This window comes from Dactylosporangium sp. CA-233914 (genome assembly GCF_050942935.1).
In the GTDB taxonomy this organism is placed as follows: Bacteria; Actinomycetota; Actinomycetes; order Mycobacteriales; family Micromonosporaceae; genus Dactylosporangium.
In genome coordinates this window covers 4,515,029-4,541,524 of the sequence record NZ_CP192030.1, presented here as the reverse complement: position 1 = coordinate 4,541,524, position 26,496 = coordinate 4,515,029, and the positions used below count along the sequence as shown (strand labels likewise).

The following is a 26,496-nucleotide window of genomic DNA, read 5'->3' as shown; positions in this document are numbered from 1 at the left end:
GCTTAGAATCGGCGGATGGCGATGCGGCGCGAGGAGGGTTTCCGGACCGCGGTGTGGGTGCTGGCCGTGCTGTGGGTGGTCGTCTCGGCCGCCCTCATCGTCGGCTCGACGCTGTGGAAGGGCGCCCACCCCGTCGAGCTGCCCGGCACCGACCTGCGCCGCGTCGGGGCCCACCTGGTGCTCACGTTCGGCGTGCTGCTGCTGGCCGCCCCGCTGGCGATCGGCGTCGTCGCCGCGGCCGGCGGCCTGCACCGCGTCGCGCGCACCTATTTCGTCCTGGCGACCCTGGCGGCGCTGCCGGCGACCCTGATCGTCGAGGACAACCTGCGCATCCTCAACGGCTAGTCATCCGCCGGACGTCCATGAGGTGGTGCTCGCCCTCGTGGACGGTGTGCCGCCCGAGCCACAGCAGGGTGCGCGGGACGGGCTGCGGCCACGGGTAGAGCCCGACCCGCGCGAGCTGCTCCGGTCCCAGCGCGGCGAACGCGGCGCCGAGCACCTCGGCCGCGGCCCCGAGCGCCTCGAGCACCGCGCCGGGGTCCTGCCGGTTGTACGCCCCCGTCACCACGAGCTCCTCGCGCCCCATCGGCACGAACTGCGGCCCGTCGACGCGCAGCGCCAGGTCGAGCCGCTCCCGCTGGACCCGCAGCACGTCACGGACGTGGCAGGTGTACTCCAGCGCCGACCACACCGCCGGCGCCGGCCGCCGCCGGATGTCCGCGACCCCGGCGAGGGCCTCGGCGTATCGGGCGGCCAGCCCGCCGAGCCGCCCCGGCACCTCGCCCGCGGCGACGGCGTCGTAGCCGAATTCGCACTCCTCGCACCGATCCACGCGACAACGGTACGCCTAATAGATCAGCCTCCCCACGAGCCGGACCGGCAGCCGGCCGGTGCGCACCGCCTCCCGCCGCGACGGCACCCCGGGCACCTCCCCGCGCCGCAGCGCGACCCGGGCGTCGTAGATCCACATGCGCCCGCCGGGCCGCAGGACCCGCCGCAGCTCGTGGACCCCGGCGGCCGGGTCGGCCCAATGGTGCAGGCTCATCGTCGACACGACGAGGTCGAACGTGGCGTCCGCGAACGGCAGCGCGGCCACGTCCGCGACCGTGAACGTGACCCGGCCGGCCAGCCCGGCCGCCGCCGCGCCCCGGCGCGCCCGCTCGACCATGGCCGCGGACAGGTCCACGCCGTCGACGCGCAGCCCCGGCGCGGCCCGCGCGATCGCCAGCGGCACCAGGCCCGGCCCGGTGCCGGCGTCGAGGACCCGCGCCCCGTCGGCCAGCCCGGCCGCGGCGACGTCGGCGGCGACGCGCCCGTGCAGCTTCCCGAAGAACGGCCGGACCAGCCACTGGTACGCCCCGGCGTGGCCGGCCAGCCCGAACATGCGCTCATGCAGCGACATCAGCAACTCCTTTCCGAACACGATGTTCGGTTACGCTGGCCGGGACGGCGTTCGGTTCGGGACGGTCCGGCGAAACTGTCCGGGAAGTGGGGCGGCAATGGACCGGCGGGTGCGCCGGACGCGGCGGATCCTCGGCGAGGCGCTGCTGGAGCTGATCGTCGAGCAGGGCTACGAGCGCACGACCGTGCAGGACGTGCTCGACCGCGCCGACGTCGGCCGCTCCACCTTTTACGCACACTTCCGCGACAAGGACGCGCTGCTCATGGCCAGCTTCGAGGAGATGGCCGAGCGGCTGCGGGCCGACCTCGCCGCGATGGCGCCCGGGGTGCCGCCCGAGCCCGGGCAGCCGGTCCTGGGGCTGTTCACGCACGCGTTCCGCAACCAGCGCGTCTACACGGCCCTCTGCGGCCGCCGCGGCGGTCCCGCGTTCCGCCGGCACCTGCACGACCTCGTCGCCGGCCTGCTGCGTGAGCACCTGGCCCCGCACCTGGCGGCGGCGCGGGCGGACCTGCCGCTCGACGTCGTGGTCGAGTTCGCGACCGGCGCGGCGGTGGGGCTGCTGGTGTGGTGGGTCGACGACGACTTCCGCCTGCCGCCGCACAGGATGGCGTCGATGTACCAGCGCCTGGCCGCGCCCGGGATATCCGGTGTGCTCAGTACCGGAAGTTCGTCACCAGCGAGCTGAGCTCGGTCGACATCCGGGCCAGCTCGGCGGTGGCCTGCTGGGACTGGCTGACGCCCTCGCTGGTCAGCCGGGCCGCGTCGGCGACGCCGGTGATGGTGCCCGAGATCTCGCCGGTGCCGGTGGCGGCCTCGGCGACGCTGCGGCTCATCTCGGCCGTGGTCGCGGTCTGCTCCTCCACCGCCGAGGCGATCGTCGTCTGGTAGTCGCTGATGCGGGCGATGACCTGCGACACCTGCTCGATCGCGGCGACCGCGCCGGCGGTGTCGGCCTGGATGGCCTGGACCCGGCGGGCGATGTCCTCGGTGGCCCGCGCGGTCTCCTGGGCCAGGTCCTTGACCTCGGAGGCGACGACCGCGAAGCCCTTGCCGGCCTCCCCGGCGCGGGCCGCCTCGATGGTGGCGTTGAGGGCGAGCAGGTTGGTCTGCTCGGCGATCGAGGTGATGACCTTGACGACGTTGCCGATCTCGGCCGAGGACTCGCCGAGCTGGCTCATCGTGGCCGACGTCGCGCCGGTGAGCGCGACCGCTTCGCCGGCGACCCGGGCGGCCTCGGAGGCGTTCTGGGCGATCTCGTGGATCGAGGCGCCCATCTCCTCGCTGCCGGCGGAGACGGTGCCGACGCTGCGCGACACCTCGTCGGCGGCCGTCGCCACCGCCTGGGCCTGCGCGGAGGTCTCCTCGGCCGAGGAGGCGATCTGGGCGGCGACGCCGTTCATCTGCTCCGACGCGCCGGCGAGCGAGGTCGCGGAGTGGTCGATGGTGGACACAGCCCGCCGCAGGTTCGCCATCGCCGTGTCGAGGGCCCGGCCCATCCGGCCCGGCTCGTCGTTCGAGGCGAGCCCGGCGACGCGGGTGAGGTCGCCGGCGGCGAGGCCGTCGCAGACGTGCTGGACCCGGGCCAGCGAGCGCACGATGCCGCGGGCCACCAGCCAGCCGATGAGGAGGGACACGAGCAGCCCGACGACGAGCATCGAGACGGAGAGGGTCACGCTGCGCTGGTAGCCGCGCTTGGCGGAGGCGGCGGAGCCGGCCGCGGCGGCGGACTCGGCGGCGTAGAGCTTGTCGAGATTGTCGTTGATCTTGCTCAGCAGCGGCAGCAGCTGGGCGTCACGGACGTGCTGCCACGCGGTGAAGTCGCGCTCGCGGGCGCTGGCGATCTGCTTGTTCGTGGCGATGTCGACGTAGGAGTTCCACGAGGTCTCCAGGTCCTCGGCGATCGCCCTGGACCCGGCCGGGCTGCTGTTCTTGTACTCCTGCAGCGCGGAGCCGAACGCCCGCACGTCGCTGCTGAAGGTGTCGGCGTACTTCGCCGAGACCGCCGGATCGCTGGTGATCATCTGGTTGGCCAGGTCGAGGCGCGCCTGGACCGCCGTCACCCGCAGCCGGCCGAGGGCGTCGATGGTCGACAGGTTGCCACTGTAGATGAGCTGGGCGGAGTTGCTCGCGTCGCGCAGGGCGAGCTGCCCGGTGATCCCGATGGCCAGCGCCATCGCCGCGGCCACGATGATGGCCCCCAGGATCTTGACCCGGACACTCAGGTCGGACACCTTTGTCACCAGATCACGGTAGAACTCCTCACGTTTCGTCGGCGGATGTTTGCACACAGTCACGCAATTCCGGCTCACAGCGCTTTCCCAGGCTCCCCCCAGTGCGCCGGAAACCCGGACCCTGATAGTTGAGCGCATGACTAGCGATGCCGTGGCGGTCCGGCGTGCCGAAACGCCCTGGTGGTGGGCGGACACCGCCGGGATCGCCGCCGCCGCCAGCCTCGTCGTGGTCGCCGCGCTGTGGGTCAACGGCGGCGGGGTGAGCGAGATCGCCGGCGGCGGGTGGGCGGCGGTGACGGGCGCGGGCCGCCTGGCCGGGCTGCTCGCCGCCGACCTGATGCTGCTGCAGGTGCTGCTGCTGGCCCGGATCCCGGCGGTGGAGCGGGCATTCGGCCAGGACCGGCTGGCCCGCTGGCACCGGTGGACCGGGTTCACCTCCTTCAACCTGATGGCCGTACACATCGTGCTGATCGTGCTGGGCTACGCGGGCCAGGCGCACACCGGCGTGCCGGCGCAGCTGTGGGATCTCGTCACGCAGTACCCCGGCATGCTCCTGGCCACCGCCGGCACCGCCGCGCTGGTGCTGGTCACCGTGACGTCGCTGCGGGCGGCACGGCGGCGGCTGCGCTACGAGTCGTGGCATCTGCTGCACCTGTACGCGTACCTCGGCGTCGGCCTGGCCCTGCCGCACCAGCTGTGGACGGGCGCGGACTTCATCGGCTCCGCCGCCGCGCGCGCCTACTGGTGGACGCTCTACGCCGCGGCCGCAGGTGCCGTGCTGCTGTACCGCGTCGGGCTCCCGCTGTGGCGCAGCCACCGCCACGCGCTGAAGGTCGGCGAGGTGCGCACCGAGGGGCCGGGGCTCACGTCGGTGTACCTGCGCGGCCGCCACCTCGAGCAGTTGCCGGTCCGGGCCGGGCAGTTCTTCCTCTGGCGCTTCCTGGACGGCCCCGGCTGGTCGCGGGCCCACCCCTACTCGCTGTCCGGCCCGCCGCGCCCCGGCCTGCTGCGCATCACCGTCAAGGACCTCGGCGACGGCAGCGCCCGGGTGGCCACGCTGCGCCCCGGCACGCGCGTGCTCATCGAGGGCCCCTACGGCCGGCTCACCGGCGAGTCGTACCGCGGCGGCCCCGTCACGCTCGTGGCCTGCGGCGTCGGGGTTACCCCGCTGCTGGCGCTGCTGTGGGACCTGCCCTACCGCGACGGGGAGGCGACGCTGCTGTACCGCGCCCGCCACGAGGCCGACCTCGCCTTCCGCGACGAGCTGGCCTGGCTGGCGCGGCACCGCGGGGTCCGGGTGGTGCCGCTGCTCGGGCCGCGCGCGGAGGGCACCTGGCGGCCGCGCGCCCACGCCGGCGCGCCGCTGGCCGCGATCGTGCCCGGAATCCGGACGCATCAGGTGTACGTCTGCGGCCCGGACGACTGGACCGAGACGGTCGAGCGCGAGGCCCGCGCCGCCGGCGTCGAGCACCTGCACACCGAACGCTTCGCCTGGTGACCTGGAGGAATTTCTGATGCGCCGAATCCTGCTGTGGATGCTCTCCACGGTGGCCGCGGTGGTGCTGCTGTTCAGCTACCGGACCAGCACCATGGGCGCGAGCGGCGGCGGCAGCGCCCCGACGGCCGCCGCCGCCCCACCCGCCGCCGGCTCGGGCTCGGGTTCTTCAGGCTCGGGTTCTTCGGGCTCCGGCACCGGGGCTTCGGGCGGTGGGGCTTCGGGCGCTGGCAAGACCTACGACGGGTCGACCGCGCAGACGCGGTGGGGGCCGGTGCAGGTCCGCATCACCGTGGACGGCAGGAAGATCACCGACGTCACCGCCGTGACCTACCCGACGGCCAACCGCCGGGACCAGCAGATCAACGCGTACGCCCTGCCGCGGCTGCGCGCCGAGGTCCTCGCGGCCCAGAGCGCGAAGATCGACACGGTCTCCGGCGCGACCGTGACGAGCGAGGGGTACATCGAGTCGCTGCAGGCCGCCCTGGACGCGGCGAACATCGGGTGATCCGTTATCGGATATTTTGTGAGAACGGGCGTGCGGCGGCCGCACGATCGACAACAATCGTGCCCGACCGCTTGACACCTCACAGCTCACGGGGAGCGCTGCCCAGCATGACGGCCCACACCATCGACCACCGCACCGTCCGGCTCGCCGGCGCCCGGCGACCGCTGCACGTGCGCCAGCGGTGCCGCCTGCTCTTCCTCAACATGCAGGAGCAGGCGCCGGTGCTGCAGATGGGCCTCCCGCCGTACCGCGACTGGATCGCCGAGGTCACCCGGCTGGACCCCGACCAGATCCAGGTGCTCAACCTCGCCGACGGCGACGCGCTGCCGGACACGATCGAGGCCCACGGCATCATCGGCGGCGGCTCCGCGCACTCCTCCTACGAGCAGCTGCCGTGGGTCCGCCGGGCCAAGTCGTTCCTGGCCGAGGCCCAGCGCCGGGGCGTGCCGGAGCTGCACGTCTGCTTCTCCCACCAGGCCAAGTCCGAGGTCGCCGGCGCGGTGTGCAAGACCGGCCACCTGGGCCGCCGCTTCGGCATCGAGCGCCTCACCCTCACCCCGGCCGGCCGCCAGGACCCGCTGTTCCGCGGCCTGCCGGACTCGTTCGACACGTTCACGTCCCACGTCGACGCGGTGTACGACGTCCCGCCGGCCGGCGAGTTCGGCCCGATCACCGAACTGGCGTACGGCGCCTATCGCAACGAGTCCCTGGCCTTCGGCGCGACGGCCCGCACCCTGCAGATCCACCCGGAGATGACGGCGGGCATCACGGCCGCCCTGGCCCGGGTGAGGCGCCGGCAGCTCATCGCCGAGGGCCACCTGGGCCCGTCGGACGCGGACTACGCGGCGTTCCTGGAGTCGCTGGACTGGGCCGACCGCGACATCCGCGCGAGAATGCGAACACTGCTGGACAACTGGCTGCGCTACTACGTCGCCCCGGCCATGACGCCCCCGGTCGCCGCCGCCCTGCGCACCTGAGCAGCACACCCACCAGCCACGCCCGCCCGGGCGCGCACTACTCCCATACCCTCGCCCGGACCTCACCTCGAACGCCGCGCGGCCCCCTCGGACGCCGCGCGAACTAATCGACGGCGACCGGTTGCGGTGCGCGCGCCGGTGCCGGCTCCGGCAGCACGTATTCGCGCAGCCCGATGCGCTCGTGCAGCCGCTTCAGCGGCCCCGGAGCCCACCAGTTGAAGCGTCCGAGGAGCGTCATCGTCGCCGGTACGAGCAGGCAGCGCACCACGCTCGCGTCGATGACCACCGCGGTGAGCAGGCCGACGCCGACCTGCTCGATGGCGCCCAGGTCCGCGGCGGCGAAGCAGGCGAACACCACGATCATGAGCAGCGCCGCGGAGGTGATGATCCGCCCGGTGTGCTGCAGCCCGCGCCGCACGGCGGTGTCGGTGTCGTCGCCGCGCTCGACGTACTCCTTGATCCGCCCGAGCAGGAAGACCTCGTAGTCCATCGACAGCCCGAGCGCGAAGGCGAACACGATCACGACCACGAACGGGTCCAGCCCGCCGGCGGTCAGCGTGTGCAGCACACCCGAGCCCCAGCCGTGCTCGAACACGGCGACCATCACGCCGAACGTGGCACCGAGCGAGACGACGTTGGCCAGGACGGCTTTGACGGGTACGACCAATGAACCGGTCATGGCGAACAGCAGCAGGACCATCGCCGCCAGCGTGACGGCCACCGCCGCGGGCAGGTCGGCGGTGATGAGCCCGACGAGGTCGATGAGCGTCGCGGCGTCCCCGACGACCCAGGACTGCACGCCGGCCGGCCGGTCGGCCCGCAGCCGGTGCACCAGGTCCTGGGCGCCCTGGTCCTGGGATTCGCCGCGCAGCACCAGGTCCACGGTGGCCACGCCGTTGCCGACCGGCTTGGCCGGCTGCACGCCGGCGACGGCCGGGTCCGACGCCCACTTCGCGGCATACGCGTCCAGTGACGCGGCATCGGTACGGGCGACGACGGTCACCGCGGGCCGGTAGGCGCGCCCGTACTGCTGCGTGAGTTCGTCGGCGACCCGAGCCGCCTCGATGCTGCGCGGCACGCCCTCGAGCTTGGGCAGCTTGATCGTGGCCCCGAGCAGCGGCGCCCCGGCCCCGAGCAGCAGCGCGGCCGTCCCGGCCGCGACCAGGATCGGCCGTTTCTGGACAAATCGCGACAAACCCGCAAAGAAGCCGCGCTCGTCCCGGTCCGCGGCGTCGCCCCGGGCGTCCCCGGCGCGCCGAGCGCGTCTGGCCAGGGCCCGCTTCGACGGCCGGATCTGCTTGTGCAGCACGCCGATGAGCGCGGCGGTGAAGCTCAGCGCGGCCAGCATCGCCACGACCGCGATCGACACGCCCCCGGCCCCGAGCGCGCCGAGCTGGTGGATCGAGAACATCATGAGACCCGACAGCGCCGCGGCGACGGTGAGCGCGCTGAAGAAGATCGTCCGGCCCGCGGTCGCCCAGGCGCGGCCGATCGCCTCGGCGGGCTCGAAGCCGGCGGCGACCTCCTCGCGGTACCGCGCGACGAGCAGCAGCCCGTAGTCGATCGACAGCCTGAGGCCGAGCAGCGTGACCACGGTGACGACGTTCTGGTCGAGGTCGGTGACCCGGCTGAACACCCACAGCAGCGGCATGGCCGCGGCCACCGACACCACGGCCGCGAGCACCGGCAGGCCGGCCGCGACCAGGCCGCCGAACACGAACACGAGCACGACGAGGGTGAGCGGCAGCGAGATCAGCTCGGCGCGGCCGAGGTCGCCCTTCTGCGCGTCGCGCAGCTCGGCGTTGAGGATCGGGTTGCCGCCGACCTCGACCGTGGCCTGCGGTACGCCGGCCGCGGCCAGATCGCCGTCGACCTTGTGCAGGCGGTCGCGCAGCGTGGTGAGCACGCCGCCGCGCTCGGCGCGGTCGAGCTTGGCGAGGGTGACGACGATGAGCAGGCCGTGCCGGTCGGTGGCCAGGTACGCGGGCGCCTGGGCCGCGGGCACGGAGAACGGGGTGGCGACGCCGGTCACGCCGGCCGCGCGGCCGAGGTCGGCGGCCGCGGCCTCGACGGTGGCGCGGACCGCGGGGGCCTGCGGGTCGACGCCCGTGACGAGTCCGATGACGGTGCCGCTGGAGTCGTTGCCCGTCGCCACCGCATCCAGCCCGTCGATCGCCTCGACGTGCTTGGGGTTGCTCCCGTCCGCGATCGCTGCGAAGACGGGCCCGAACGCAAGCCCGCCGAGCACCACCACGACGAGCCAGAGCCCGATCACCGACCAGCGGTGCCGGAAGCAGAACCGGCCGATCCTCGCCACCACGCCGAGCGCCATGCCGACAGCCTCTCAAGGCCACCGGTGAAGATCCCCCGCACCCCCGAATGAAATCCGAACCGCTCGGCCCGGACCCGGCCGACGCGCGGTAGCAGGCCGTCGTCGGCGAGACGGCGGCGAAGCGGCGGGCGGCGCGCATCGGCCCGACGGTGTGCGAGGCCGACGGGCCGATGCTGCGGAAAGCCGGGACGCGGCGTCCCGGCTTTCCAGAGTCGACTCCGCGCGGCGGTATTCCGGGGAGGAGTTGCTCCTTCGGCGCCCTGACGGGACTCTCCCGACGCGCTTCGATCGGCGTATCCGGTTGTCGGGCCGACGTATCCTACGGGGCCCAGGGCGCGTTGACCGACCACGTGATGTCGGGGACCAGGCTCGCCGCGTTGTCCTGGGCCGCGGTGCCGCCGGGCGTGGCCAGCCACAGCTCGGCGTTGATGTGGCGCAGGTAGGACCCCGGGAAGTTCCACGACGCCAGCCGCACCCCGCCGGGCGCGGTCTTCGCGCACCAGGTCGCGTCGGCACGCATCAGCGCGGTGCCGTCGTCGGCGCTGATTCTCACCCGGCCGTTCTGGTGGCGCAGGTAGTAGGCCGGGTAGTTGCGCGACTGGAGGCTGTAGCAACCACCGGCCAGGCCCGCGACCACGCGCCAGGTCGCGTCCTGCTTGAGCAGCTGGTCGCTCCCGCTGGACACCACCTCGGTGTAGCCGAGACCGTTCTGATGCCGCACGTACCGCGTGGTGCAGCAGGCCGTCGTCGAGCGCAGCGAGACGTAGGAGTCGCTCGGCAGCGTGGTCGGCGCCCCGTCGTCGCCCGCCGATCCGGGCACGGCGGCCAGGGCCGAGGCCCAGCGGGCCGCCATCTTGTCGTACCCGGCCCGGCTCGGGTGCACCCCGTCGGCGAGGTCGGCCGTGGTGAGTGCGGCGTGCATGTCGACGAAGTGGACCTTGGCGCCCTTGCCGGCGACGATGCCGGGGAGGGTGGCGTTGAACGTGTTCGCGGCCGCCTCCCGCGCCGGGTCCGACAGCGGGATGATCGAGGCGACGAAGACGTCGGCGCCGGGCGCGGCCGCCCGCACGTGGTCGATCAGCGCCGACAGCCGCGTGGGGGCGCCCGCGAGGTCGTAGTTCTGGACCACGTCGTTCGTGCCCAGGTGGATCAGCACGCTGCGCGGCGCGGTTGAGGAGACCCAGCCGCTCGCGTTCGCGTCGACCTGGTCGATGCGCCAGCCCGGGTGGCCCTCGTGGTCGTGGTCGGGCAGGTCGGCGGGGCCGTTGAACTGGGAGCCGACGAAGTCGACCGGGTGGCCGGCGGCGGCGAGGGCGCGCCACAGGTTGATCCGGTACCCTCCCGGCACGTTGAACCCGTCGGTGATCGAGTCGCCGAGGGGCAGGATGCGCACGCCGCCGTTGGACTCGGCGTGCGCCGCGAGCGGGTTGATGAGTAAGAGCGCCGCGACGGTGGCGGCCGTCGCGGCGAGCGCGGTGAGCAGACGTCCTCGCATCGGTGCCTCCACCAGGTGAGCGAACGCGATGGATCTCGAAGATACGCGTTGGTTTCGCGGCTGTAAATGTTCGATCTTTGTGCGATCTTGCACCGGCGGGTGTGTGGCGTACGATCGGCGGCGGAACTCCGAATCCCCCCGCCCGGGAAACACGTCGCAGATGGGCGCGCGGGGACTCCGCAACGACCGCGGGGAGGAGGTGGCGACAGCACTGTTCGCTGCTCACCTCAGGGAGTCCTACAGCATGGAAATCGGTCTCGGCCTGCCCGTCAGCGACCCCGCGCGACTGCCCGAGTGGGCCGGACGCGCCGAGGCAGCCGGCTTCGCCACCCTCGCGCTGCTCGACCGGCTCGCCTACGACAACCCCGAGCCGCTCGTCGTCCTCGCCGCGCTGGCCGGCGCCACCACCCGCATCCGCCTGCAGACCGAGGTCCTGCTCGCGCCGCTGCGGGGCACCGCACTGCTGGCCAAGCAGGTCGCCACGCTGGACCGCCTCTGCGGCGGCCGGTTCACGCTCGGCGTCGGCGTCGGCGGGCGCGACGACGACCACGCGGCCGCGGGCGTGCCGATCGAGCGGCGCGGGGCGCTCATGGACGCGATGCTGACCGACCTGCGCTCGATCTGGAACGGGATGCCGTACCCGCGGACGCCGGTCGGCCCCGCCCCCGCCACGCCCGGCGGCCCGCCGATCCTCATCGGCGGCTTCGCCCCGGCCGCCCTGGCCCGCGTCGCCCGCTTCGGCGACGGGTTCCTGTGCGCCGCCCCGCTGCAGTGGGCCGGCGACCTGGTCGGCACGGTGCGGGAGCAGTGGGCCGCGGCCGGGCGAGCGGGCCGCCCGCGCCTGGTCTGCCAGATCAACGCCGCCGCCGGCTCCGCGGAGTCGGTCGAGCACGCGCGGCGCGCGGTCGCGGCGTACTACGCGTTCACGGGCCGTCCCGGCTGGGGCGACCCGGTCACGGACCCGATCCGGCTCGCCGACACCGTGGCCGCGTATCGCGACCTCGGCGCCGACGAGCTGGTGCTGTACTGCTACGGCGACGACCCCGCCCAGGTCGAACTTCTGGCCGAGGCCGTGCTCTAAGGCCTGTTGCAAACTCGGGTTTGGTGTCCGCGAGATGGAACAGTCCGGGTTGTGCGTCTCGTCGTTCCGGTGTGGTCCCGCATGTTGGGATGCGGGCCTGGTCCGGGGTTGTCGAGGGCGTCGTTCCGGCAGTTCGCCGAGCACGCCGGCACCAGCCATCCAGGATGGCTGGTGCTGCGCTGCGGCCGCCGCGGCCGGGCACCGGTTGGGTGCCGGTCGGGGCGGTGGTGTCCGATTGACTCGGGCAGGGCTCCTTGCAGCCCCTCACTGATGGCATCCACGCCGTGGGTGGCGAGGGTGGTCTGCGCGGCGACCCAATCCACCCGGGCGGTGCCGGGCACGGCCGGGTCGCTCAGCACGGTGTGCGCCCCGATGAGAGCCGCGACGAGGTCCCGGTCGCCGGTCAGGCCACACTGCGGGCAGGTGTGACGGCGGTGGTGGAGGTGTTTGGGGACGCGGGCGGCGCAGAGGCAGTGCTGGGTCCAGGCGGTGTGCCGGGTCCCGGCCCGGACCAACCCACCACCACCAGCCAGGGCGGCAACCTTGGCCGCTTCCCGATCGACGGCGGCCAGGAGCATGCCGGGAGTGAACGCGTGGATGCTACGGCCCCACCGCCGCGCCCACGCCCGCAGGTCACCGGCCTCGACGACCAGGTTCGGGCCGTGGGTGGCCACGATGCCGGCGGCGACGATCCGGGCGCGGGTACGCCCGGCCTGGGTACGGGCCGCGCCGTCAGCAGCCGCCTGGGCGCGCAGCCGCAGGTAGCCGGCCGAAAGCTGGTCGCGGCGGTAGGCCTGCACCGGAATACCCGCCGCGTTGGCCATGCGGGCGCCGCCCGGCACGGCGACCTGCACGGGGCGCAGGCCAGCGGTTCGGCGACGGTCGGCTCGCCGCTGCTGCCGGGCAGAGAGCCGGTATTGGCTGGGGTTGGTGGCGCGGCGGGAGCGTTGCAGGGCACGGTCACGCCGCCGCTGCCGCAACCGTTCCACCGCGAGCCGGTCCGCATCGGCGCCAGTCTTCGTGATCTGCGTGGCGCGCACCCCGCCACCACCGTCGATCGGGACGGAGACGACGGCAAGGTTGGACACGTTGACGTCCACGCCGCCGCGCCGGTGCAGGGCCGCAGCCGTCTGCCGGCGGGCCGTGACCGTGGGGGAGGTGTAGCCGGGGCCGAGGATCATCAGGTGCGCCTCGTACCGCCACCCACCCAGCGTCCCCGGGTCGCGATACCGCACGAGGTCGATCTTGTGCCAACGGCGCGGGTCGGCGAGGTAGTGCTCGAGTACCGGCTCACGGCCCGGGCCCTGCGGGAGGCGGACCGGCAGGACCAGGTCCCGGGCGCCGGTGCCGGTCAGCACGACGGCGAGGGCGCCGTCGTGGTCCCACCAGGACCGCACCGGCCGGCCACCCGCGGTGGGGGTGACGGCGGGCATCCGCCGCGGCTGCCACAACCGCCCGGCCCGGCCGAACACCGCGTCATGCCCGGCCAGGGTGCCGGCCAGGCGGAACGTCTCCCACTTCCGTGCCCTGGTATGCGACCGCGCCCGGCCCGGGATGCGGCTGAACGTCCACCAGCCGCCGACCTTCGGCCGGCCGTGCCGGCGTCCGGTCGCGTCGGGGAACAGGTGCCGATCGGCAGCCTGCCAGACACTGTCGGCGACGTGCATCGCCACCGCTTTCGTACAGTACCGGCGCAGATGCGGGGCACGATCCACATGCCGGTACGCGGCACGCTCCAACCCGGCCCGGGTCAACCTCAGCCGATCCCGGACCACAGCCGGACCGGCGACGGTACGCGCGCGATGTGCGGCCCAGTACGCGTCGACCTTGGCGCGGGCGTCACGCTGGACCGCCCGTCGTACCGCGAACACCGCCGCGAAGACCCGCTCCACATGCCGCCGCACCGCTGGGTCATGCACATCCAACGGCAGGCGCAACACCGACACCGGACCGTCGTACCGCCACGGCACCGCCTGGTTCGGTCCACGCCGCCGTATCGACCCCGCTGCCGCCACACCGACCAATATAGGGCCACACGGCCCCCGGCGCCATCGCTGTGCCGGAACTTTGCGACACGGCCTAGTGTCCTGAGTCGTTAATTCGTTGGTAGATTAGGGCTATGGGTGATGGTCGTGGTCCGAAGTTGGCGGTGCTGGAGCTGACCCAGGCCGAGCAGGACGTGCTGCAGGCGTGGGCGCGGCGAGGCAAGACCGCGCAGGCGTTGGCGGTCCGCGCTCGGATCGTGCTGGCGTGCGCCCGAGGGCTGTCCAACAGCGAGGTGTCCAGGCAGCTGGGTGTGTCATTGCCGACGGTGGGTAAGTGGCGGGCCCGGTTCGTTACCGATCGGCTGGACGGCCTGGGTGACGAGCCGCGGCCGGGGGCGCCGCGCACCGTCACCGACGAGCAGGTTGAGGCGGTGATCGTGAAGACGCTTGAGGAAGTACCGTCCAATCAGGACAGTCATTGGTCGACGCGGTCGATGGCGAGGGCCACCGGCATGTCGCAAAGCGCGATCTCGCGGATCTGGCGGGCGTTCGGTCTCAAGCCCCACCTGGTTGACACCTGGAAGTTGTCGACTGACCCGCTGTTCATTGACAAGGTCCGCGACGTGGTCGGCTTGTACCTCGACCCGCCGGACAAGGCGGTCGTTCTCGCGGTCGACGAGAAATCGCAGATACAGGCCCTCGATCGCACCGCGCCGATGCTGCCGATGATGCCCGGCGTACCGGGACGTCGCACGCACGACTACGTGCGCCACGGAACGACCAGCCTGTTCGCCGCCCTGGACATCGCTACCGGCAAGGTGATCGGCCAGCATCAGCGTCGGCACCGCCACCAGGAGTTCCTGCGCTTCCTCAAGACCATCGACAAGAACACGCCCAGTGATCTGGACCTGCACTTGATCTGTGACAACTACGCCACGCACAAGACCCCCGCGATCAAGACCTGGCTGGCCGCGCATCCCCGCTTCCACCTGCACTTCACGCCGACTTCCGGGAGCTGGCTCAACCTGGTCGAACGCTGGTTCGCCGAGCTGACCAACCGCAAGCTGCGCCGCAGCACCCACCGCAGCGTCAAAGAACTCGAAGACGACGTCAACGCCTGGATCGCGGCGTGGAACGAAGACCCGAAACCCTTTGTGTGGACCAAAACCGCCGACGAGATCCTCGACAACCTCGCCAACTACCGCACTCGAATCAATAAAGCTTTCAATGACTCAGGACACTAGCGCTGGACGCGGACGCCGGCCCCGGGCACCAGCGCGAGGGCGCCGTGGGCCGCGCCGTACTGGACCGCGGTCTTGAGGCTACCGGCCATCATCAGCCCATGGATGAGCCCCGAGGCGAAGCTGTCGCCCCCGCCGACCCGGTCCAGGATCTCCAGGCCCGGGCGGTGGGTGGCCGCGCCGCACCCGCGGGTCACCCTCCACAGTGGACGACGAGGCCGCGGCGGTGGCCGAGGCCTCGAGCGCGAGCCGCTTCCTCAAGCCGCGGACAGCACGCGCTCGAGCGCCGCCCGACCAGCCGGACCCCAGGTCCGTTTACCGCCGGGAAGACCCTGCTCCCACATCTGCCCGATCGTGATGAGGACCAGAGCACGCAGCACGGCCCATCCGCGGGCGCGCCGGATCATGGCGTCGTCCGCAATGCCATAGGCGTCGAGGAACCGTGGTGCCGTACCTGCGGGCAGCAGCACCCAGGCGGCCGCGAGGTCCGCGGCCGGATCCCCCGCGCACAGCTCGCCGAAGTCGATCACACCGCTCAGCGTCCCGTCCGCGACAACAACGTTCGCGGGATGAAGGTCGCCGTGAATCCAGGACGGCGCACGATCCCATTCCGGCGCCGCAACGGCGTCGTCCCAGACCCGTCGCGCGGCTGTGGCATGTTCATCGGAGGCGAGCACCGCCAGCCAACCCTCGATGCCGTTCGCATGCGTTTGCAGGGCGCCGCCGTGTGTCGGGTTGGCCGGGGCCTCGTCCGGCGCGGCGCGATGGAGCGCCCGAAGGAACTTCGCGAGGCTGTCGGCAGCATCCGGCCGGCTGATCGGTTCCTGGTCGGCCGGTACGCCGGCGACCCAGCTGGTGACCGTCCAGGTCTCCGGGAAGAGCGCGGACGGTTCGCCGACCCGTACCGGTGTCGGTACCGGCAGCGGTAGGTGCGGCGCCAGAGCCGGCAGCCAACGTTGTTCCGATCGCATCAGAGCCGGAGCACGCGTCAAACGGGGCAAACGCACCGCGAGCTCGTCCCCGAGACGCCACATCATGTTGTCCCAGCCGCCGTCCACCTCCCGGATCTCCAGCCCGGCAAGATCCGGATGCTGATCGTCCAGCAGCGACCGCACCAACTCCTGGTCGATCTTGATGTCATCCATGAGTACTCCACTTTACCTACCGTCCGCTACGGCGGGATCCCGTCGCAACGACGGCCGGCGCAGCCGGCAGCCCGGACGTGGTCACTGACACGGACTCGCTCGATGTCCTGACCCGCCGCGGCCGGCGTGGCGAGCGCACACCACCAACCCGGCCGCCCCAACGGCGATCAGACCGCGAGGCCCACGCCACCGCCGGCGCCTCGGGTGGCTCAGCCGGCGAGCAGGGCCGAGACCTGGGGTGAGTACGTCGCGTGCAGCACCAGCGCGGCCCCGCCGATCACCGCCGCGTCGTCGCCCAGTGGTGACAGCGCCACGTCCACCTGCCGGATTCGCCGCGCCATCGCCCGCTCCCCCAGTGCTCGGAGCACCGCCTGGCGGAACTGCGCCTCGACGTGCCGGATGCCGTGGCCGCCCAGGATGATCAACTCCACGTCGACGATGTTCACCACGTTGACGGCGACCGCGGCGAGGCGTTCGGCGGCCTCGCCGATGACCGCGCCGGCGAGGTCGTCACCCGCGGCCGCGGCCCGGCACAGGGCCGCGTGGTCCACAGTGGACGGCGCGCGCCGGAAGGCTCCGCTGAGAGCGCTCTCACCGCCGGAGGCCAGCCGGCGGTGCGCGTCGGCGACGAGCGCGGCCGGGTTGATGAGGCTTTCGAGGCAGCCGCGGTTGCCGCAGTAGCATTCGGGGCCACTGTCCGTAATCGAGGTGTGCCCGAACTCCGCGGCGTTCATGGAGCCGCCCCGGTGGACCTGGTGACCGAGCACGAGGCCGCCCCCGACGCCGGTGCCGAGGAAGAAGTACGCGAAGTTCGCCACCCCCCGGCCCGCACCTGCCCAGCGCTCCCCGATCGCCGCCGCCGTGGCGTCATTGTCCAGCGTGACCGGCAGGTTTGTGGCGTCGGCGACCATCTGCTTGAGCGGCACCCGCGTCCAGTGCGACAGCTGCGGCGGTGAGATGACCTCGCCCCGCGCCTGGTCGATCGGGCCCGGCGAGGCCAGCCCCAGGCCCAGCACCCGCTCGCGCTGCACCCCGGCCCGGGCCAGCACCTCGCCGACCAGGCCGGTCATCGCGGCCGTGACCTCGACCGGGTCCATGCCGGCCGGGGTCGGGCGGCGGGCCGTGACCAGCGGCCGGCCCAGCAGGTCGACCACCACGCAGGCGAGCTCGACCAGGTCGAAGTGCAGGCCGACGGCCCGCCCGGCGTCGGCGTTGATGCGCAGCACCGTGCGCGGCTTGCCGCCGCTGGACGAGCGCGCGCCGTCCTCGCGCACGATGCCCTCGTCGATCAGGCGGCGCACGATGCCCGAGACCGTCTGCGGCGTCAGGCCCGTGTGCTCGGCGATCTCCACGCGGCTGGTGCCGTCGGCGAGCTGGATCTGGTCAAGCACGACCGCCCGGTTGTATTGCCCAACCTTGGGGAGATTTGTCCCGACCTGCCGCACCCAGCCTCCCTCCTACGTACCGTTACCTACATGATGCCCCGTGTCGTTGACTTAGTAAAGCAATTGGATTTAGAGTCCGACACACGCAGCTAACCGGCGGGACATGAGAGAGCGCTTCCCCGGGCACTGCGGCGACCGCCCAGCCGCTAGATCATTGCCAGATTGTTACCGAGAAACGACGGCGGGGACTGGGCAGGATCGCCACACTGGAATAAGTTGGTCGTCACAACAAACCTGGCTGGCGGTAATGCCCCTCGGAGGCAACATGATGTCGGTGACAAGGCGGCTCGCGTCATGAGCAGCGCACCGATCCTGCTCGAGATGCGGTCGATCACCAAGGAGTTCCCGGGCGTCAAGGCGCTCAGCGACGTGAACCTGGTCGTACGCGAGGGCGAGATCCACGCGATCTGCGGCGAGAACGGCGCGGGCAAGTCGACGCTGATGAAGGTGCTCAGCGGCGTCTATCCCCACGGCTCCTACAGCGGCCAGATCTTCTACCAGGGTGCCGAGTGCCGCTTCGGCGACATCCGGGCCAGCGAGAAGGCCGGCATCGTGATCATCCACCAGGAGCTCGCCCTGGTGCCGCACATGTCCATCACGGAGAACCTGTTCCTCGGCAACGAGCCGACACGCAACGGGGCGTACGACTGGAAGGGCGCCAACCGCAAGGCGCTGGAGCTGCTGAACCAGGTCGGCCTGCGCGACGACCCGGACACGCTCATCAAGGACATCGGCGTCGGCAAGCAGCAGCTCGTCGAGATCGCCAAGGCGTTCGCCAAGGACGTCAAGCTGCTGATCCTCGACGAGCCCACCGCGGCGCTGAACGAGAACGACTCCAAGCACCTGCTCGAACTGCTGCGGGAGTTCAAGCGGCAGGGCATCACCTCGATCATGATCTCGCACAAGCTCAACGAGATCGGGGCGATCGCGGACTCCATCACGATCCTGCGGGACGGCAAGACGGTGGAGACCCTCGAGGTCGGCGCCGACGGCGTCAACGAGGACCGCATCGTGCGCGGCATGGTCGGCCGCGACCTGGAGAGCCGCTTCCCCGACCACACCCCGCACATCGGCGACGTGTTCTTCGAGGTGCGCGACTGGACGGTCCGCCACCCGATCTCGGCGGAGCGCCTGGTGTGCAAGAACTCGAACTTCGTCGTGCGCCGGGGCGAGATCGTCGGCTTCGCCGGCCTCATGGGCGCCGGGCGCACCGAGCTCGCGATGAGCGTCTTCGGCCGCTCCTACGGCGTGTGGCAGTCCGGCCAGATCTTCAAGGACGGCCAGGAGATCCAGCTCAAGTCGGTGGCCGAGGCGATCAAGCACGGCCTGGCGTATGTCAGCGAGGACCGCAAGTCCATCGGCCTCAACCTTCTCGACGACATCAAGACCTCGATGGTGGCCGCCAAGCTGTCGAAGATCACCCGCCACGGCGTGATCAACGAGGTCGAGGAGCACAAGGTCGCCGAGGAGTACCGCAAGGCGTTGCGGGTCAAGGCCCCCACGGTCGACGAGGGCGTCACCAAGCTCTCCGGCGGCAACCAGCAGAAGGTCGTCCTCGCCAAGTGGATGTTCACCGACCCCGACCTGCTGATCCTGGACGAGCCGACCCGCGGCATCGACGTCGGCGCGAAGTACGAGATCTACGGCATCATCCAGCGGCTCGCCGACGAGGGTAAGGGCGTCATCGTCATCTCCTCGGAGCTGCCCGAGCTGATCGGGCTGTGCGACCGCATCTACACGGTGTTCGAAGGCACCATCACCGGCGAGGTTCCCCACAGCGAGGCCAACCCGGAACTCCTCATGAAGCAGATGACCTCTACGAAGAAGATGCCCACGCGATGAGCCGATTCAAGGACCTCCAGAAGAACCTGTTCGGGGGCACGACCTCCAACGCCCGCCAGTTCACGATGATCTTCACGCTGGTGGGGATCATCGTGCTCTTCCAGATCCTCACGGACGGGCTGACCCTGCAGCCTTACAACCTGATCACGCTGACCCAGCAATACGCGTACATCTCGGTGCTGTCGGTCGGCATGCTCATGGTCATCGTGGCCGGCCACATCGATCTGTCGGTGGGCTCCGTCGCCGCGTTCGTCGGCATCGTCGTGGCGAAGGCCATCCAGGCCGGCCTGCCCTGGGAGCTCGGCATCGTCCTCGGCCTGGTGGTCGGCATGGTCATCGGTGCCTGGCAAGGCTTCTGGGTCGCCTACATCGGTGTACCCGCCTTCATCGTGACCCTGGCCGGCATGCTGCTCTTCCGCGGCGGCAACCAGTACATCGGCAACGCCGAGAGCATTCCGGTGCCGGCGGGCTTCAAGAACATCGGCGCCGGATACCTGCCCGAATGGGGCCCGCACACCGGATACAACAACTCGACGCTCGCGCTCGGCCTGATCGCCTGCCTCGCCGTGATCTGGCGGGAGATGCGGGCCCGCAAGACCCGCCGCGACATGGGCACGGATCCGATCCCGCCCTGGGTCGCCGGCGTGCGCCTGGTCATCATGGTCGGCGTCATCGTCTTCGCGACGCTGCGCTACGGCGGGGGCCCGCGCAGCACCAGCTTCCCGATCTCGGGCTGCATCCTGGTCGGGCTCGTGCTCCTGTACTCCTTCTACACCCGCAACACCCCCGGCGGCCGGCACATCTACGCCGTCGGCGGCAACGCCCGCGCCGCCGAGCTGTCCGGCGTGAAACTGCGCCGCACCAACTTCTTCGTCATGATGAACATGTCGGTCCTCGCCGCCCTGGCGGGTATGATCTTCGTGGCCCGCTCGGGCGCCTCCGGCCCGCAGGACGGCAACGGCTGGGAGCTCGACGCCATCGCGGCCGTCTTCGTCGGTGGCGCCGCGGTTTCCGGCGGCATCGGCACCGTCCTCGGCTCGATCGTCGGCGGCCTGGTGATGGCCGTGCTGAACAACGGCCTGCTGCTGATCGGCGTCAAGACCGACTGGATTCAGATCATCAAGGGCCTGTTCCTGCTGGCCGCCGTCGCGCTGGACGTCTACAACAAGAGCCAGGGACGGTTCTCGATCATCGGATCGATAATGCGACCCTTCCGCCGGCAGGCACCATCCGAGCCGGCCGCGCCGAACCAAGCCGGTCAGGATTCCATCAAGACCCCCGTCGCCGGCTGATCCACCCGCCGCAGACCGCGGCAGACGCCCCTATCCCCAGTAACATCCCCGAAAGAAAGGGCTTTCCAAGCCATGCGCAAGTTCCTCACCAGGAGCCTCGCGGTCAGCGCCGTCGCGCTGGTGGCGCTGAGCACCGCCGCGTGCGGCAGCAGCGACCGCGACGAGACCTCCAGCAGCCCGTCCGGCGCCGCCAAGGGCTTCGCCAAGGACGCGCTCATCGGCGTCGCCCTGCCGTCGAAGACCTCGGAGAACTGGGTCCTCGCCGGTGGTCTGTTCGAGTCGGGCCTCAAGGACGCCGGCTTCAAGTACGACGTGCAGTACGCGGGCGCCTCGACCACCGTCGCGGACCAGCAGTCGCAGATCTCCTCGATGGTCACCAAGGGCGCGAAGGTCATCGTCATCGGCGCGACCGACGCCGCGCAGCTGGGCACCCAGGTCAAGCAGGCCAAGGACGCCGGCGCCACGGTCATCGCCTACGACCGGCTCATCACCGGCACCGCGGACCTCGACTACTACGTCGCGTTCGACAACTTCAAGGTCGGCCAGCTGCAGGGTCAGGCCCTGCTGGACGGCATGAAGGCCAAGAAGGCGACCGGCCCGTGGACCATCGAGCTGTTCTCGGGCTCGCCGGACGACAACAACGCCGGTGTCTTCTTCAACGGCGCGATGGACGTGCTCAAGCCGCTCATCGACAAGGGTGACCTGGTCGTCGGCTCGGGCCAGAAGGACGTCAAGCAGACCGCCATCCAGGGCTGGAAGGCCGAGGGTGCGCAGTCGCGCATGGACGCCATCATGAACTCGACCTACGCCAAGGGCGACAAGACCCTCGACGGTGTCCTCTCCCCGAACGACACCCTGGCCCGCGCGATCATCACCTCGGTGAAGGCCGCCGGCAAGGCGGTTCCGGTCGTCACCGGCCAGGACTCCGAGGTTGAGTCGGTCAAGAGCATCATGAACGGCGAGCAGTACTCCACGATCAACAAGGACACCCGCAAGCTGGTTGCCCAGACGATCGAGATGGTCAAGAAGCTGCAGGCCGGCTCCGAGCCGGAGATCAACGACACCAAGTCGTACAACAACGGTGTCAAGGTCATCCCGGCGTACCTCCTCGCGCCGGTCATCGTGACCAAGGCGAACGCCGCCGAGGCCTACAAGGACGACCCGAAGCTGGCCCCGCTCACCAAGGGCTGATCAACACCGGTAACGACGTGGGTCCCCGGAGCTGTTTTCCGGGGGCCCACGCGCGTTTCGAGGCGAAGGGACCGCGCGTGTCCACCAGCCCACAGGAGTCGGTGCGCAGGCAGAACCTCGCGGCTCTGCTGCGCTACGTGCACGTCCGCGGGGCCACGTCCCGCGCCGAGCTGACCACCCGGCTCGGCCTGAACCGCAGCACCATCGGCGCGCTCACCGCCGACCTGGCCACCGCCGGGCTCATCGACGAGGGTGTACCCCACGAGACCGGCCGGGCCGGACGCCCCTCGATCGTCGTCACACCCCGCTCGTCGAGCGTCTACGGCTACGCGCTGAGCCTGGAGCTCGACCGCCTCCGAGCGGCCCGCATCGGCCTGGGCGGCAAGGTACTCGACACGCGTACGGCCGAACGCCCGCCCGGCCCCGACACCGCCCCCACCGTGCGAGCGCTGGCCGCCCTCGTCGCCGGCATGCACGCCACGGCCCCGGCCGGCGCGATGTTCGTGGGCTCGGCCATCGCCGTCTCCGCGTCCGTGCGCCACCATCTCGGCTGGACGGACGAAACGATCGCATCGCCGCTGGCCTCGGCACTCGCCCCGCACCTGGGCGCCCGCTCCCCCATCGTCGGCGGCCTGGCCGACCTCGCCGCCCTCGCCGAACACACGCGGGGCGCCGCGACCGGCGCCGACAACGTCATCTTCGTGCACGGCGACGCCGGCATCAGTGCCGGCATCATCGCCGGCGGCCGCCGCATCACCGGCTACGGCGGCCACGGCGGCGAGGTCGGCCACATGGTCGTCAACCCGGGCGGCCGGCTGTGCGGCTGCGGCTCGCGCGGCTGCTGGGAGGCCGAGATCGGCGAGCGCCCCCTGCTGCGCCTGGCCGGCCGCCCCGTGCCGACGGCCGGCGCCGCCGTGGTCACCGCCGTCCAGCACGCCCGCGGCGGCGACCCCGACGCCCTGGCCGCCGTGCTCCACGCCGCCGACTGGCTCGGTTTCGGCGTGGCCAACCTGGTCAACATCTTCAACCCGACGGTGGTCGTCTTCGGTGGCACGCTGCGGGAGCTGTACCTCATCGCTCCCGCCCCGGTTCACCGGCGCCTCGAGTCGATGGCGCTGGCGGCCTGCCGCGACCACGTCGCACTGCACACCCCGGACCTGGGCGACGACGCCCCCTTGGTCGGCGCCGCCGAACTGGCCTTCGAAAGCCTCCTGGCCGACCCCCTGTCCCGCTGACCCGGTACCGCCGGCCGGTCGCAACGCTCACCGTTGGCATCAACGATCCGCTCAACCTTTCCGGGGCGTGCGGCGTGCATGCTGTGACGGCGTCCGGAAACGGGAAGGCGGCGGCAACGTGCCGGATGAGGATTTCGAGCAGTTCGTCCGGATGCGGTACACCGAACTGCTGCACACCGCGTATCTGCTGACCGGCTCGGTCACGTCGGCCGAGGACCTGGTCCAGGCGTGCCTACTGAAGATCATGCCGCGGTTCGGGCGGATCGCCGAGCCGATGCCGTACCTGCGGCGGGCGATGGTGAACCAGCGCACCAGCTGGTGGCGGGCGCTGCGGCGCGAGCTGCTCAGCGCCTCGCCACCCGAGCGGGCCGCGCCGGACGACCCCGCCCGCGGGCTGGCGGAGCGCTCGGCGCTGGTCGCCGAGCTCGCCCGGCTGCCGGAGCGGATGCGGGCAGTGCTGGTGCTGCGGTACTGGGAGGACCTGTCCGAGGCCGAGACCGCCGAGGTCCTCGGCTGCTCGGTCGGCACGGTGAAGAGCCAGGCATCGCGCGGTCTGGCCCGGCTCCGCGACCTGCTGGAGAGCCAGAACGCACAGAGGAGCGCACGATGAGCACCCTGGAGGAGCGGCTCCGCGAGGAGATGGGGCGCTCGGTCGCCGCGGTCCGTCCCGCGCCCGACCCGTACGCGCGGCTGCTGCGCCGGCGCCGCCGGCGGGGCTGGCGGTGGGGCGGGGCGGGGGTCGTCGCGGCGGTCGTCGCCGGGCTGCTCGGCGCCCAGACGCTCGCGCTGACCAACGGGCCGTCGCCGGCGCCGAACCCCCAGCCGACGCTCACCGGGCAGCGCGCGCCGCTGAACCAGTGGACCCGCAAGATCCTGGCGGGGCCGGTGCGCGGGGAGGCGGCGGCCGACCCGGCGACGCTCAAGGCGCTCGAGTCCGCGTTGGAGCAGGGCCGCGGATTCTGGCAGATCGGGCCGGAGCTGGACCGGGCCAAGGTGCTGTTCATCGCCGACATCGACGGGGAGCGAAACTTCGGCGCGGCCTACTACAACGACACCGAGCTGGTGTACCTCTACTCGGCCGCGCCGCTCGGCACGTCCGCCACGGACCTCGTCGAGGCCAGGTACGGCGGCCAGACCGGCGGCCTCGACCCGTTCACGGTGTTCGGCAAGATGGGGCGGTACTCCATCTCGCTCGCGCCGCCCGGCTGCACCGTGGAGTCGGCCGCGACGAGCACCGTGCGTGGCGACGGGGTCCTCGAGCACACGTGGACCGGCGTGGGGGACTTCGCGGTGCTGCCGGCGGCGGTGCGGCTGTGGCGGGTCACCTGCGACGGGATCGTACGCCATGTCGAGCTCACCGACATGGTGGGCGGCGGGCGCCAGGCGGACGTGCCGGCGGCCGAACGCGGATCGGCCGACCCGGCGTCGGCCCGCGAGGCGGTGGCGAGCTGCCCCACCCTGCCGGGGCTGGATGTGCGGTCGTGGCGGGTGCTGTGGGGCGGCACCCCGCCCGGCGACGACCGGCCGGTCGTCGTCGCGCTCGGCATGCTCGACGGCGGGGCGGCGCAGGTGTGCGCGGTGACCGGCACGGGTCAATCCATGCTGGTGGACACCGCGCACGGCGTCGAGACGCCGGCGAACAGCCCGCAGTCCCCGCCGGCCCGGATGACCACGGCGGCGGCACCGTCCGATGCGCTCGTGACGGTACGGCTGCCGGCCCGGGACCGCGTCGAGCTCTCCGACCGCATGCTGGTGATCGCCCCGCCCGGCGCCACGGAGCTGCGCGTGACCGGCGGCCGGGCCACGCGGGTCCCGCTCACCGGCGGCGTCGGCGTCATCGAGGCGCCCGTGCCCGCGGTCCTGTCCATCCAGGCCGTCGACGCCGGCGGCAAGACCCTCGCCACGGCCCAGCCCGCCGAGGCGCAGGACGTCGAGCGGTCCGTGGCCGGCCAGGCGCTCGTGAACCGGTGGGAGTAGCGACGAGGGCGGGGTCAGGCGATGTAGTCCTCCAGCAGGGCCGGCGTGAGCCCCGCGTTCGCTATGGCCTGCAGGACGGCGAGGAAGTCATCGACGAACGCCGGGCGGAAGTGCATGAGCAGGATGTCGCCGGGCTTGACCGTCTGGCCCGTCTGGTAGCGCACGATGCCCTTGTCGGTCGTCTCGCGCCAGAAGAACGCCGCCTTCATCCCGCACTCGTGGACCACGCTCAGGGTCGTCGCGTCCTTGTCGCCGAACGGGGGGCGGAACAGCACGGGGCGGCGGCCGTAGAGGGTTGCCAGTTGGTCGGCGGAGCCGCAGATCTCGTGCTTCTGCACGGCGTACGACTTGCCCTTGAGCTCCGGGTGGCTGATCGTGTGCGCCTCGATGACCGCCCCGGCCTGCTCCAGCCGCGTGAAGTAGCCAGGGTCCGCCTTGATCGCGTTGATCTCCAGGAACAGGGTCACCGGCACGTGCGCGGCCTGCAGCAGCGGCAGCGCCTGCGGCACCCTGGTCCACCCGTCGTCGATGGTGATGAAGGCGACGGGCTGGTCGGTCGGGATCGCGCTGTACCACCCGGCCGAGCTCCCGGCGGGCACGGTGACCGGCTTCGGCGCGGGCCGCGCCGGGAAGTGCGGAATCCGGGCCAGCTGCGCCGCGCTGAGCCCGGATCCACCATCGGTCGTGAGCGTCCCCGAGGGCATCGCCGATGCACCCGGTCGCCCCGCCGCCGGCGCCCCCGGCTGCTTCCCGCCGCACCCGACGAGCATCGCGCAGACCAGCAGCACCCCACCAGGCGCGCGGAGTCGAGACCACATGTGCTTTCCGGCTCCGGTTCAACGCGGGGACGTTCACGACCGTCTCAGCGTGCCGCGTCCGCCCGGGGCCGCGACTCGGGGGCGCCCCGCAGCGCGGTTGCGGGTTTCCCGCAGCGGATCGGTGGTGATGGGAGTGATCTCGTGATAGCCATAGACGATCTTATATATCACGAGTACCATTGCCGAGCGCTCAACCACGGCCGCCTGCGGGGCGGCCGTCTTTCCGGCCGGAGCCGGTTCACCTTCGCGCGGCGCGCCACAGAGCGGTGGCGGAGCGTTGCGCGCCCCGGCTCGGCCGCCGTACGAAGGGAACATCGTGGCAATCGACGAAGCAACGGCGCAACCACCGGCGTGGTGCGCCCACCGGCGGGCCCTGCTGGCCGGACTCGGGGGGATCGGCGCCGCCGCCCTCCTGGCCGCCTGCGGTGACGACAGCACCACCACTCCCGCGGCCGCCGACTCCCCGGGCGCCGGCGCGTCCGGCGCCGCCTCGGGCGGCGCCGCGAAGACCCCCGTCGCCGACACCGCCCAGGTGCCCGTGGGCGGCGGGATCGTGGTCAACGGGCTGCTCGTGACCCAGCCGACCAGTGGAACTTTCATGCTGTTCGACGCCGCCTGCCCGCACAAGGGCATCCTGGTCTCGCCACCCCAGGACGGCGTCGTCACCTGCCCCGCGCACGCGTCGAAGTTCAAGCTCGCCGACGGCTCGAAGATCGACGGCCCGACCCCGACGGGCCTGAAGCTGCTCAAGAGCGCAGTGGACGGCACCGAGGTGGTCCGCCTGGAGCAATGATCCGGGGGCGG

Annotated in this window: 24 protein-coding genes; 14 read left to right on the top strand and 10 right to left on the bottom strand. The window is 71.9% G+C overall.

Going from position 1 to position 26,496, the window contains the following annotated elements:
- Window positions 1-15: 15 nt before the first annotated feature.
- Complete coding sequence (locus ACQPY0_RS20365) at window positions 16-345, top strand: hypothetical protein (RefSeq protein ID WP_432991112.1); 330 nt, start codon at window positions 16-18, stop codon at window positions 343-345.
- Here ACQPY0_RS20365 and ACQPY0_RS20360 read toward each other — a convergent pair.
- Together ACQPY0_RS20360 and ACQPY0_RS20355 are read right to left on the bottom strand one after the other, a co-directional pair.
- Window positions 335-832, bottom strand: a complete 498-nt coding sequence (locus tag ACQPY0_RS20360) for a DinB family protein (RefSeq protein WP_432991109.1) — start codon at window positions 830-832, stop codon at window positions 335-337. The two genes, ACQPY0_RS20365 and ACQPY0_RS20360, sit on opposite strands and share 11 nt — an antisense overlap.
- A gap of 15 nt (window positions 833-847) precedes the next feature.
- Window positions 848-1,402, bottom strand: coding sequence for a class I SAM-dependent methyltransferase (locus ACQPY0_RS20355; protein ID WP_432991107.1), 555 nt, complete (start codon window positions 1,400-1,402; stop codon window positions 848-850).
- A gap of 109 nt (window positions 1,403-1,511) precedes the next feature.
- Here ACQPY0_RS20355 and ACQPY0_RS20350 point away from each other — a divergent pair, with 109 nt between their 5' ends.
- A complete protein-coding gene (locus ACQPY0_RS20350; RefSeq protein WP_432991105.1) occupies window positions 1,512-2,087 on the top strand; it encodes a TetR family transcriptional regulator in 576 nt (191 codons plus the stop codon).
- Here the strand turns inward: ACQPY0_RS20350 and ACQPY0_RS20345 are convergent.
- Window positions 2,056-3,642, bottom strand: a complete 1,587-nt coding sequence (locus tag ACQPY0_RS20345; protein WP_432991102.1) for a methyl-accepting chemotaxis protein — start codon at window positions 3,640-3,642, stop codon at window positions 2,056-2,058. The genes ACQPY0_RS20350 and ACQPY0_RS20345 overlap by 32 nt on opposite strands.
- Window positions 3,643-3,769: 127 nt before the next feature.
- On the opposite strand from ACQPY0_RS20345, the gene ACQPY0_RS20340 reads away from it, so the two are divergent.
- The 3 genes from ACQPY0_RS20340 (at window position 3,770) to ACQPY0_RS20330 (ending at window position 6,613) form a co-directional block, all read left to right on the top strand.
- The gene (locus ACQPY0_RS20340) at window positions 3,770-5,131 is read left to right on the top strand and encodes a ferredoxin reductase family protein (protein WP_432991099.1); all 1,362 of its coding nucleotides are present in this window, start codon (window positions 3,770-3,772) and stop codon (window positions 5,129-5,131) included.
- Between the two features lie 16 nt (window positions 5,132-5,147).
- Window positions 5,148-5,636, top strand: coding sequence for an FMN-binding protein (locus ACQPY0_RS20335; protein ID WP_432991097.1), 489 nt, complete (start codon window positions 5,148-5,150; stop codon window positions 5,634-5,636).
- A 107-nt stretch (window positions 5,637-5,743) separates the two neighbouring features.
- Window positions 5,744-6,613 carry a type 1 glutamine amidotransferase gene (locus ACQPY0_RS20330; RefSeq protein WP_432991095.1) on the top strand — a complete coding sequence of 290 codons (870 nt, stop codon included), beginning with the start codon at window positions 5,744-5,746 and terminating at the stop codon, window positions 6,611-6,613.
- A 103-nt stretch (window positions 6,614-6,716) separates the two neighbouring features.
- Here the strand turns inward: ACQPY0_RS20330 and ACQPY0_RS20325 are convergent, their stop codons facing one another.
- The gene (locus tag ACQPY0_RS20325; RefSeq protein ID WP_432991093.1) at window positions 6,717-8,945 is read right to left on the bottom strand and encodes an MMPL family transporter; all 2,229 of its coding nucleotides are present in this window, start codon (window positions 8,943-8,945) and stop codon (window positions 6,717-6,719) included.
- 319 nt (window positions 8,946-9,264) lie between these two features.
- Window positions 9,265-10,440, bottom strand: coding sequence for an AbfB domain-containing protein (locus tag ACQPY0_RS20320; protein ID WP_432991091.1), 1,176 nt, complete (start codon window positions 10,438-10,440; stop codon window positions 9,265-9,267).
- 244 nt (window positions 10,441-10,684) lie between these two features.
- On the opposite strand from ACQPY0_RS20320, the gene ACQPY0_RS20315 reads away from it, so the two are divergent.
- On the top strand, window positions 10,685-11,521 hold the full coding sequence (locus ACQPY0_RS20315) for an LLM class flavin-dependent oxidoreductase (protein ID WP_432991089.1): 837 nt from the start codon (window positions 10,685-10,687) through the stop codon (window positions 11,519-11,521).
- Here ACQPY0_RS20315 and ACQPY0_RS20310 read toward each other — a convergent pair.
- Window positions 11,518-13,467 carry a hypothetical protein gene (locus ACQPY0_RS20310; RefSeq protein WP_432991087.1) on the bottom strand — a complete coding sequence of 650 codons (1,950 nt, stop codon included), beginning with the start codon at window positions 13,465-13,467 and terminating at the stop codon, window positions 11,518-11,520. The two genes, ACQPY0_RS20315 and ACQPY0_RS20310, sit on opposite strands and share 4 nt — an antisense overlap.
- Window positions 13,468-13,640: 173 nt before the next feature.
- On the opposite strand from ACQPY0_RS20310, the gene ACQPY0_RS20305 reads away from it, so the two are divergent.
- Window positions 13,641-14,750, top strand: a complete 1,110-nt coding sequence (locus tag ACQPY0_RS20305; RefSeq protein WP_432991084.1) for an IS630 family transposase — start codon at window positions 13,641-13,643, stop codon at window positions 14,748-14,750.
- On the opposite strand, the gene ACQPY0_RS20300 is transcribed toward ACQPY0_RS20305, so the two are convergent.
- The 3 genes from ACQPY0_RS20300 to ACQPY0_RS20290 all read right to left on the bottom strand — a co-directional run bounded on the left by ACQPY0_RS20300 (window position 14,747) and on the right by ACQPY0_RS20290 (window position 17,283).
- Window positions 14,747-14,944, bottom strand: a complete 198-nt coding sequence (locus ACQPY0_RS20300) for a PfkB family carbohydrate kinase (protein WP_432991082.1) — start codon at window positions 14,942-14,944, stop codon at window positions 14,747-14,749. The two genes, ACQPY0_RS20305 and ACQPY0_RS20300, sit on opposite strands and share 4 nt — an antisense overlap.
- 60 nt (window positions 14,945-15,004) lie before the next feature.
- A complete protein-coding gene (locus ACQPY0_RS20295; RefSeq protein ID WP_432991080.1) occupies window positions 15,005-15,892 on the bottom strand; it encodes an aminoglycoside phosphotransferase family protein in 888 nt (295 codons plus the stop codon).
- Between the two features lie 209 nt (window positions 15,893-16,101).
- Window positions 16,102-17,283 (bottom strand): ROK family transcriptional regulator, encoded by a 1,182-nt coding sequence (locus tag ACQPY0_RS20290; protein ID WP_432991077.1) that lies wholly within the window; start codon window positions 17,281-17,283, stop codon window positions 16,102-16,104.
- A gap of 348 nt (window positions 17,284-17,631) precedes the next feature.
- Here ACQPY0_RS20290 and mmsA point away from each other — a divergent pair, with 348 nt between their 5' ends.
- The 6 genes from mmsA (at window position 17,632) to ACQPY0_RS20260 (ending at window position 24,874) form a co-directional block, all read left to right on the top strand.
- Window positions 17,632-19,179, top strand: coding sequence for a multiple monosaccharide ABC transporter ATP-binding protein (gene mmsA / locus ACQPY0_RS20285; protein WP_432991075.1), 1,548 nt, complete (start codon window positions 17,632-17,634; stop codon window positions 19,177-19,179).
- Window positions 19,176-20,471 (top strand): multiple monosaccharide ABC transporter permease, encoded by a 1,296-nt coding sequence (gene mmsB / locus ACQPY0_RS20280; protein WP_432991073.1) that lies wholly within the window; start codon window positions 19,176-19,178, stop codon window positions 20,469-20,471. The genes mmsA and mmsB overlap by 4 nt, the downstream gene beginning before the upstream one ends.
- Before the next feature lie 72 nt (window positions 20,472-20,543).
- Window positions 20,544-21,662 carry a substrate-binding domain-containing protein gene (locus ACQPY0_RS20275; RefSeq protein ID WP_432991071.1) on the top strand — a complete coding sequence of 373 codons (1,119 nt, stop codon included), beginning with the start codon at window positions 20,544-20,546 and terminating at the stop codon, window positions 21,660-21,662.
- Window positions 21,663-21,739: 77 nt separating this feature from the next.
- A complete protein-coding gene (locus ACQPY0_RS20270) occupies window positions 21,740-22,897 on the top strand; it encodes an ROK family protein (protein ID WP_432991069.1) in 1,158 nt (385 codons plus the stop codon).
- A gap of 118 nt (window positions 22,898-23,015) precedes the next feature.
- Window positions 23,016-23,507 carry a SigE family RNA polymerase sigma factor gene (locus ACQPY0_RS20265; RefSeq protein ID WP_432991067.1) on the top strand — a complete coding sequence of 164 codons (492 nt, stop codon included), beginning with the start codon at window positions 23,016-23,018 and terminating at the stop codon, window positions 23,505-23,507.
- Complete coding sequence (locus tag ACQPY0_RS20260) at window positions 23,504-24,874, top strand: hypothetical protein (protein WP_432991065.1); 1,371 nt, start codon at window positions 23,504-23,506, stop codon at window positions 24,872-24,874. Before ACQPY0_RS20265 ends, ACQPY0_RS20260 begins: the two co-directional genes overlap by 4 nt.
- Before the next feature lie 14 nt (window positions 24,875-24,888).
- Here the strand turns inward: ACQPY0_RS20260 and ACQPY0_RS20255 are convergent, their stop codons facing one another.
- Window positions 24,889-25,692: a polysaccharide deacetylase family protein gene (locus ACQPY0_RS20255; RefSeq protein ID WP_432991063.1), complete on the bottom strand. Its 804-nt coding sequence runs from the start codon at window positions 25,690-25,692 to the stop codon at window positions 24,889-24,891.
- A 316-nt stretch (window positions 25,693-26,008) separates the two neighbouring features.
- Here ACQPY0_RS20255 and ACQPY0_RS20250 point away from each other — a divergent pair, with 316 nt between their 5' ends.
- On the top strand, window positions 26,009-26,485 hold the full coding sequence (locus ACQPY0_RS20250) for a Rieske (2Fe-2S) protein (RefSeq protein WP_432991061.1): 477 nt from the start codon (window positions 26,009-26,011) through the stop codon (window positions 26,483-26,485).
- The last annotated feature ends 11 nt before the right edge of the window (window positions 26,486-26,496 follow it).

Coding starts and splice junctions, on each gene's coding strand:
- ACQPY0_RS20365 (WP_432991112.1), top strand. CDS start 16: ATGGCGATGCGGCGCGAGGAGGGTTTCCGGACCGCGGTGTGGGTGCTG.
- ACQPY0_RS20355 (WP_432991107.1), bottom strand. CDS start 1,402: ATGTCGCTGCATGAGCGCATGTTCGGGCTGGCCGGCCACGCCGGGGCG.
- ACQPY0_RS20340 (WP_432991099.1), top strand. CDS start 3,770: ATGACTAGCGATGCCGTGGCGGTCCGGCGTGCCGAAACGCCCTGGTGG.
- ACQPY0_RS20335 (WP_432991097.1), top strand. CDS start 5,148: ATGCGCCGAATCCTGCTGTGGATGCTCTCCACGGTGGCCGCGGTGGTG.
- ACQPY0_RS20330 (WP_432991095.1), top strand. CDS start 5,744: ATGACGGCCCACACCATCGACCACCGCACCGTCCGGCTCGCCGGCGCC.
- ACQPY0_RS20325 (WP_432991093.1), bottom strand. CDS start 8,945: ATGGCGCTCGGCGTGGTGGCGAGGATCGGCCGGTTCTGCTTCCGGCAC.
- ACQPY0_RS20320 (WP_432991091.1), bottom strand. CDS start 10,440: ATGCGAGGACGTCTGCTCACCGCGCTCGCCGCGACGGCCGCCACCGTC.
- ACQPY0_RS20315 (WP_432991089.1), top strand. CDS start 10,685: ATGGAAATCGGTCTCGGCCTGCCCGTCAGCGACCCCGCGCGACTGCCC.
- ACQPY0_RS20305 (WP_432991084.1), top strand. CDS start 13,641: ATGGGTGATGGTCGTGGTCCGAAGTTGGCGGTGCTGGAGCTGACCCAG.
- ACQPY0_RS20295 (WP_432991080.1), bottom strand. CDS start 15,892: ATGGATGACATCAAGATCGACCAGGAGTTGGTGCGGTCGCTGCTGGAC.
- mmsA (WP_432991075.1), top strand. CDS start 17,632: ATGAGCAGCGCACCGATCCTGCTCGAGATGCGGTCGATCACCAAGGAG.
- mmsB (WP_432991073.1), top strand. CDS start 19,176: ATGAGCCGATTCAAGGACCTCCAGAAGAACCTGTTCGGGGGCACGACC.
- ACQPY0_RS20275 (WP_432991071.1), top strand. CDS start 20,544: ATGCGCAAGTTCCTCACCAGGAGCCTCGCGGTCAGCGCCGTCGCGCTG.
- ACQPY0_RS20260 (WP_432991065.1), top strand. CDS start 23,504: ATGAGCACCCTGGAGGAGCGGCTCCGCGAGGAGATGGGGCGCTCGGTC.
- ACQPY0_RS20255 (WP_432991063.1), bottom strand. CDS start 25,692: ATGTGGTCTCGACTCCGCGCGCCTGGTGGGGTGCTGCTGGTCTGCGCG.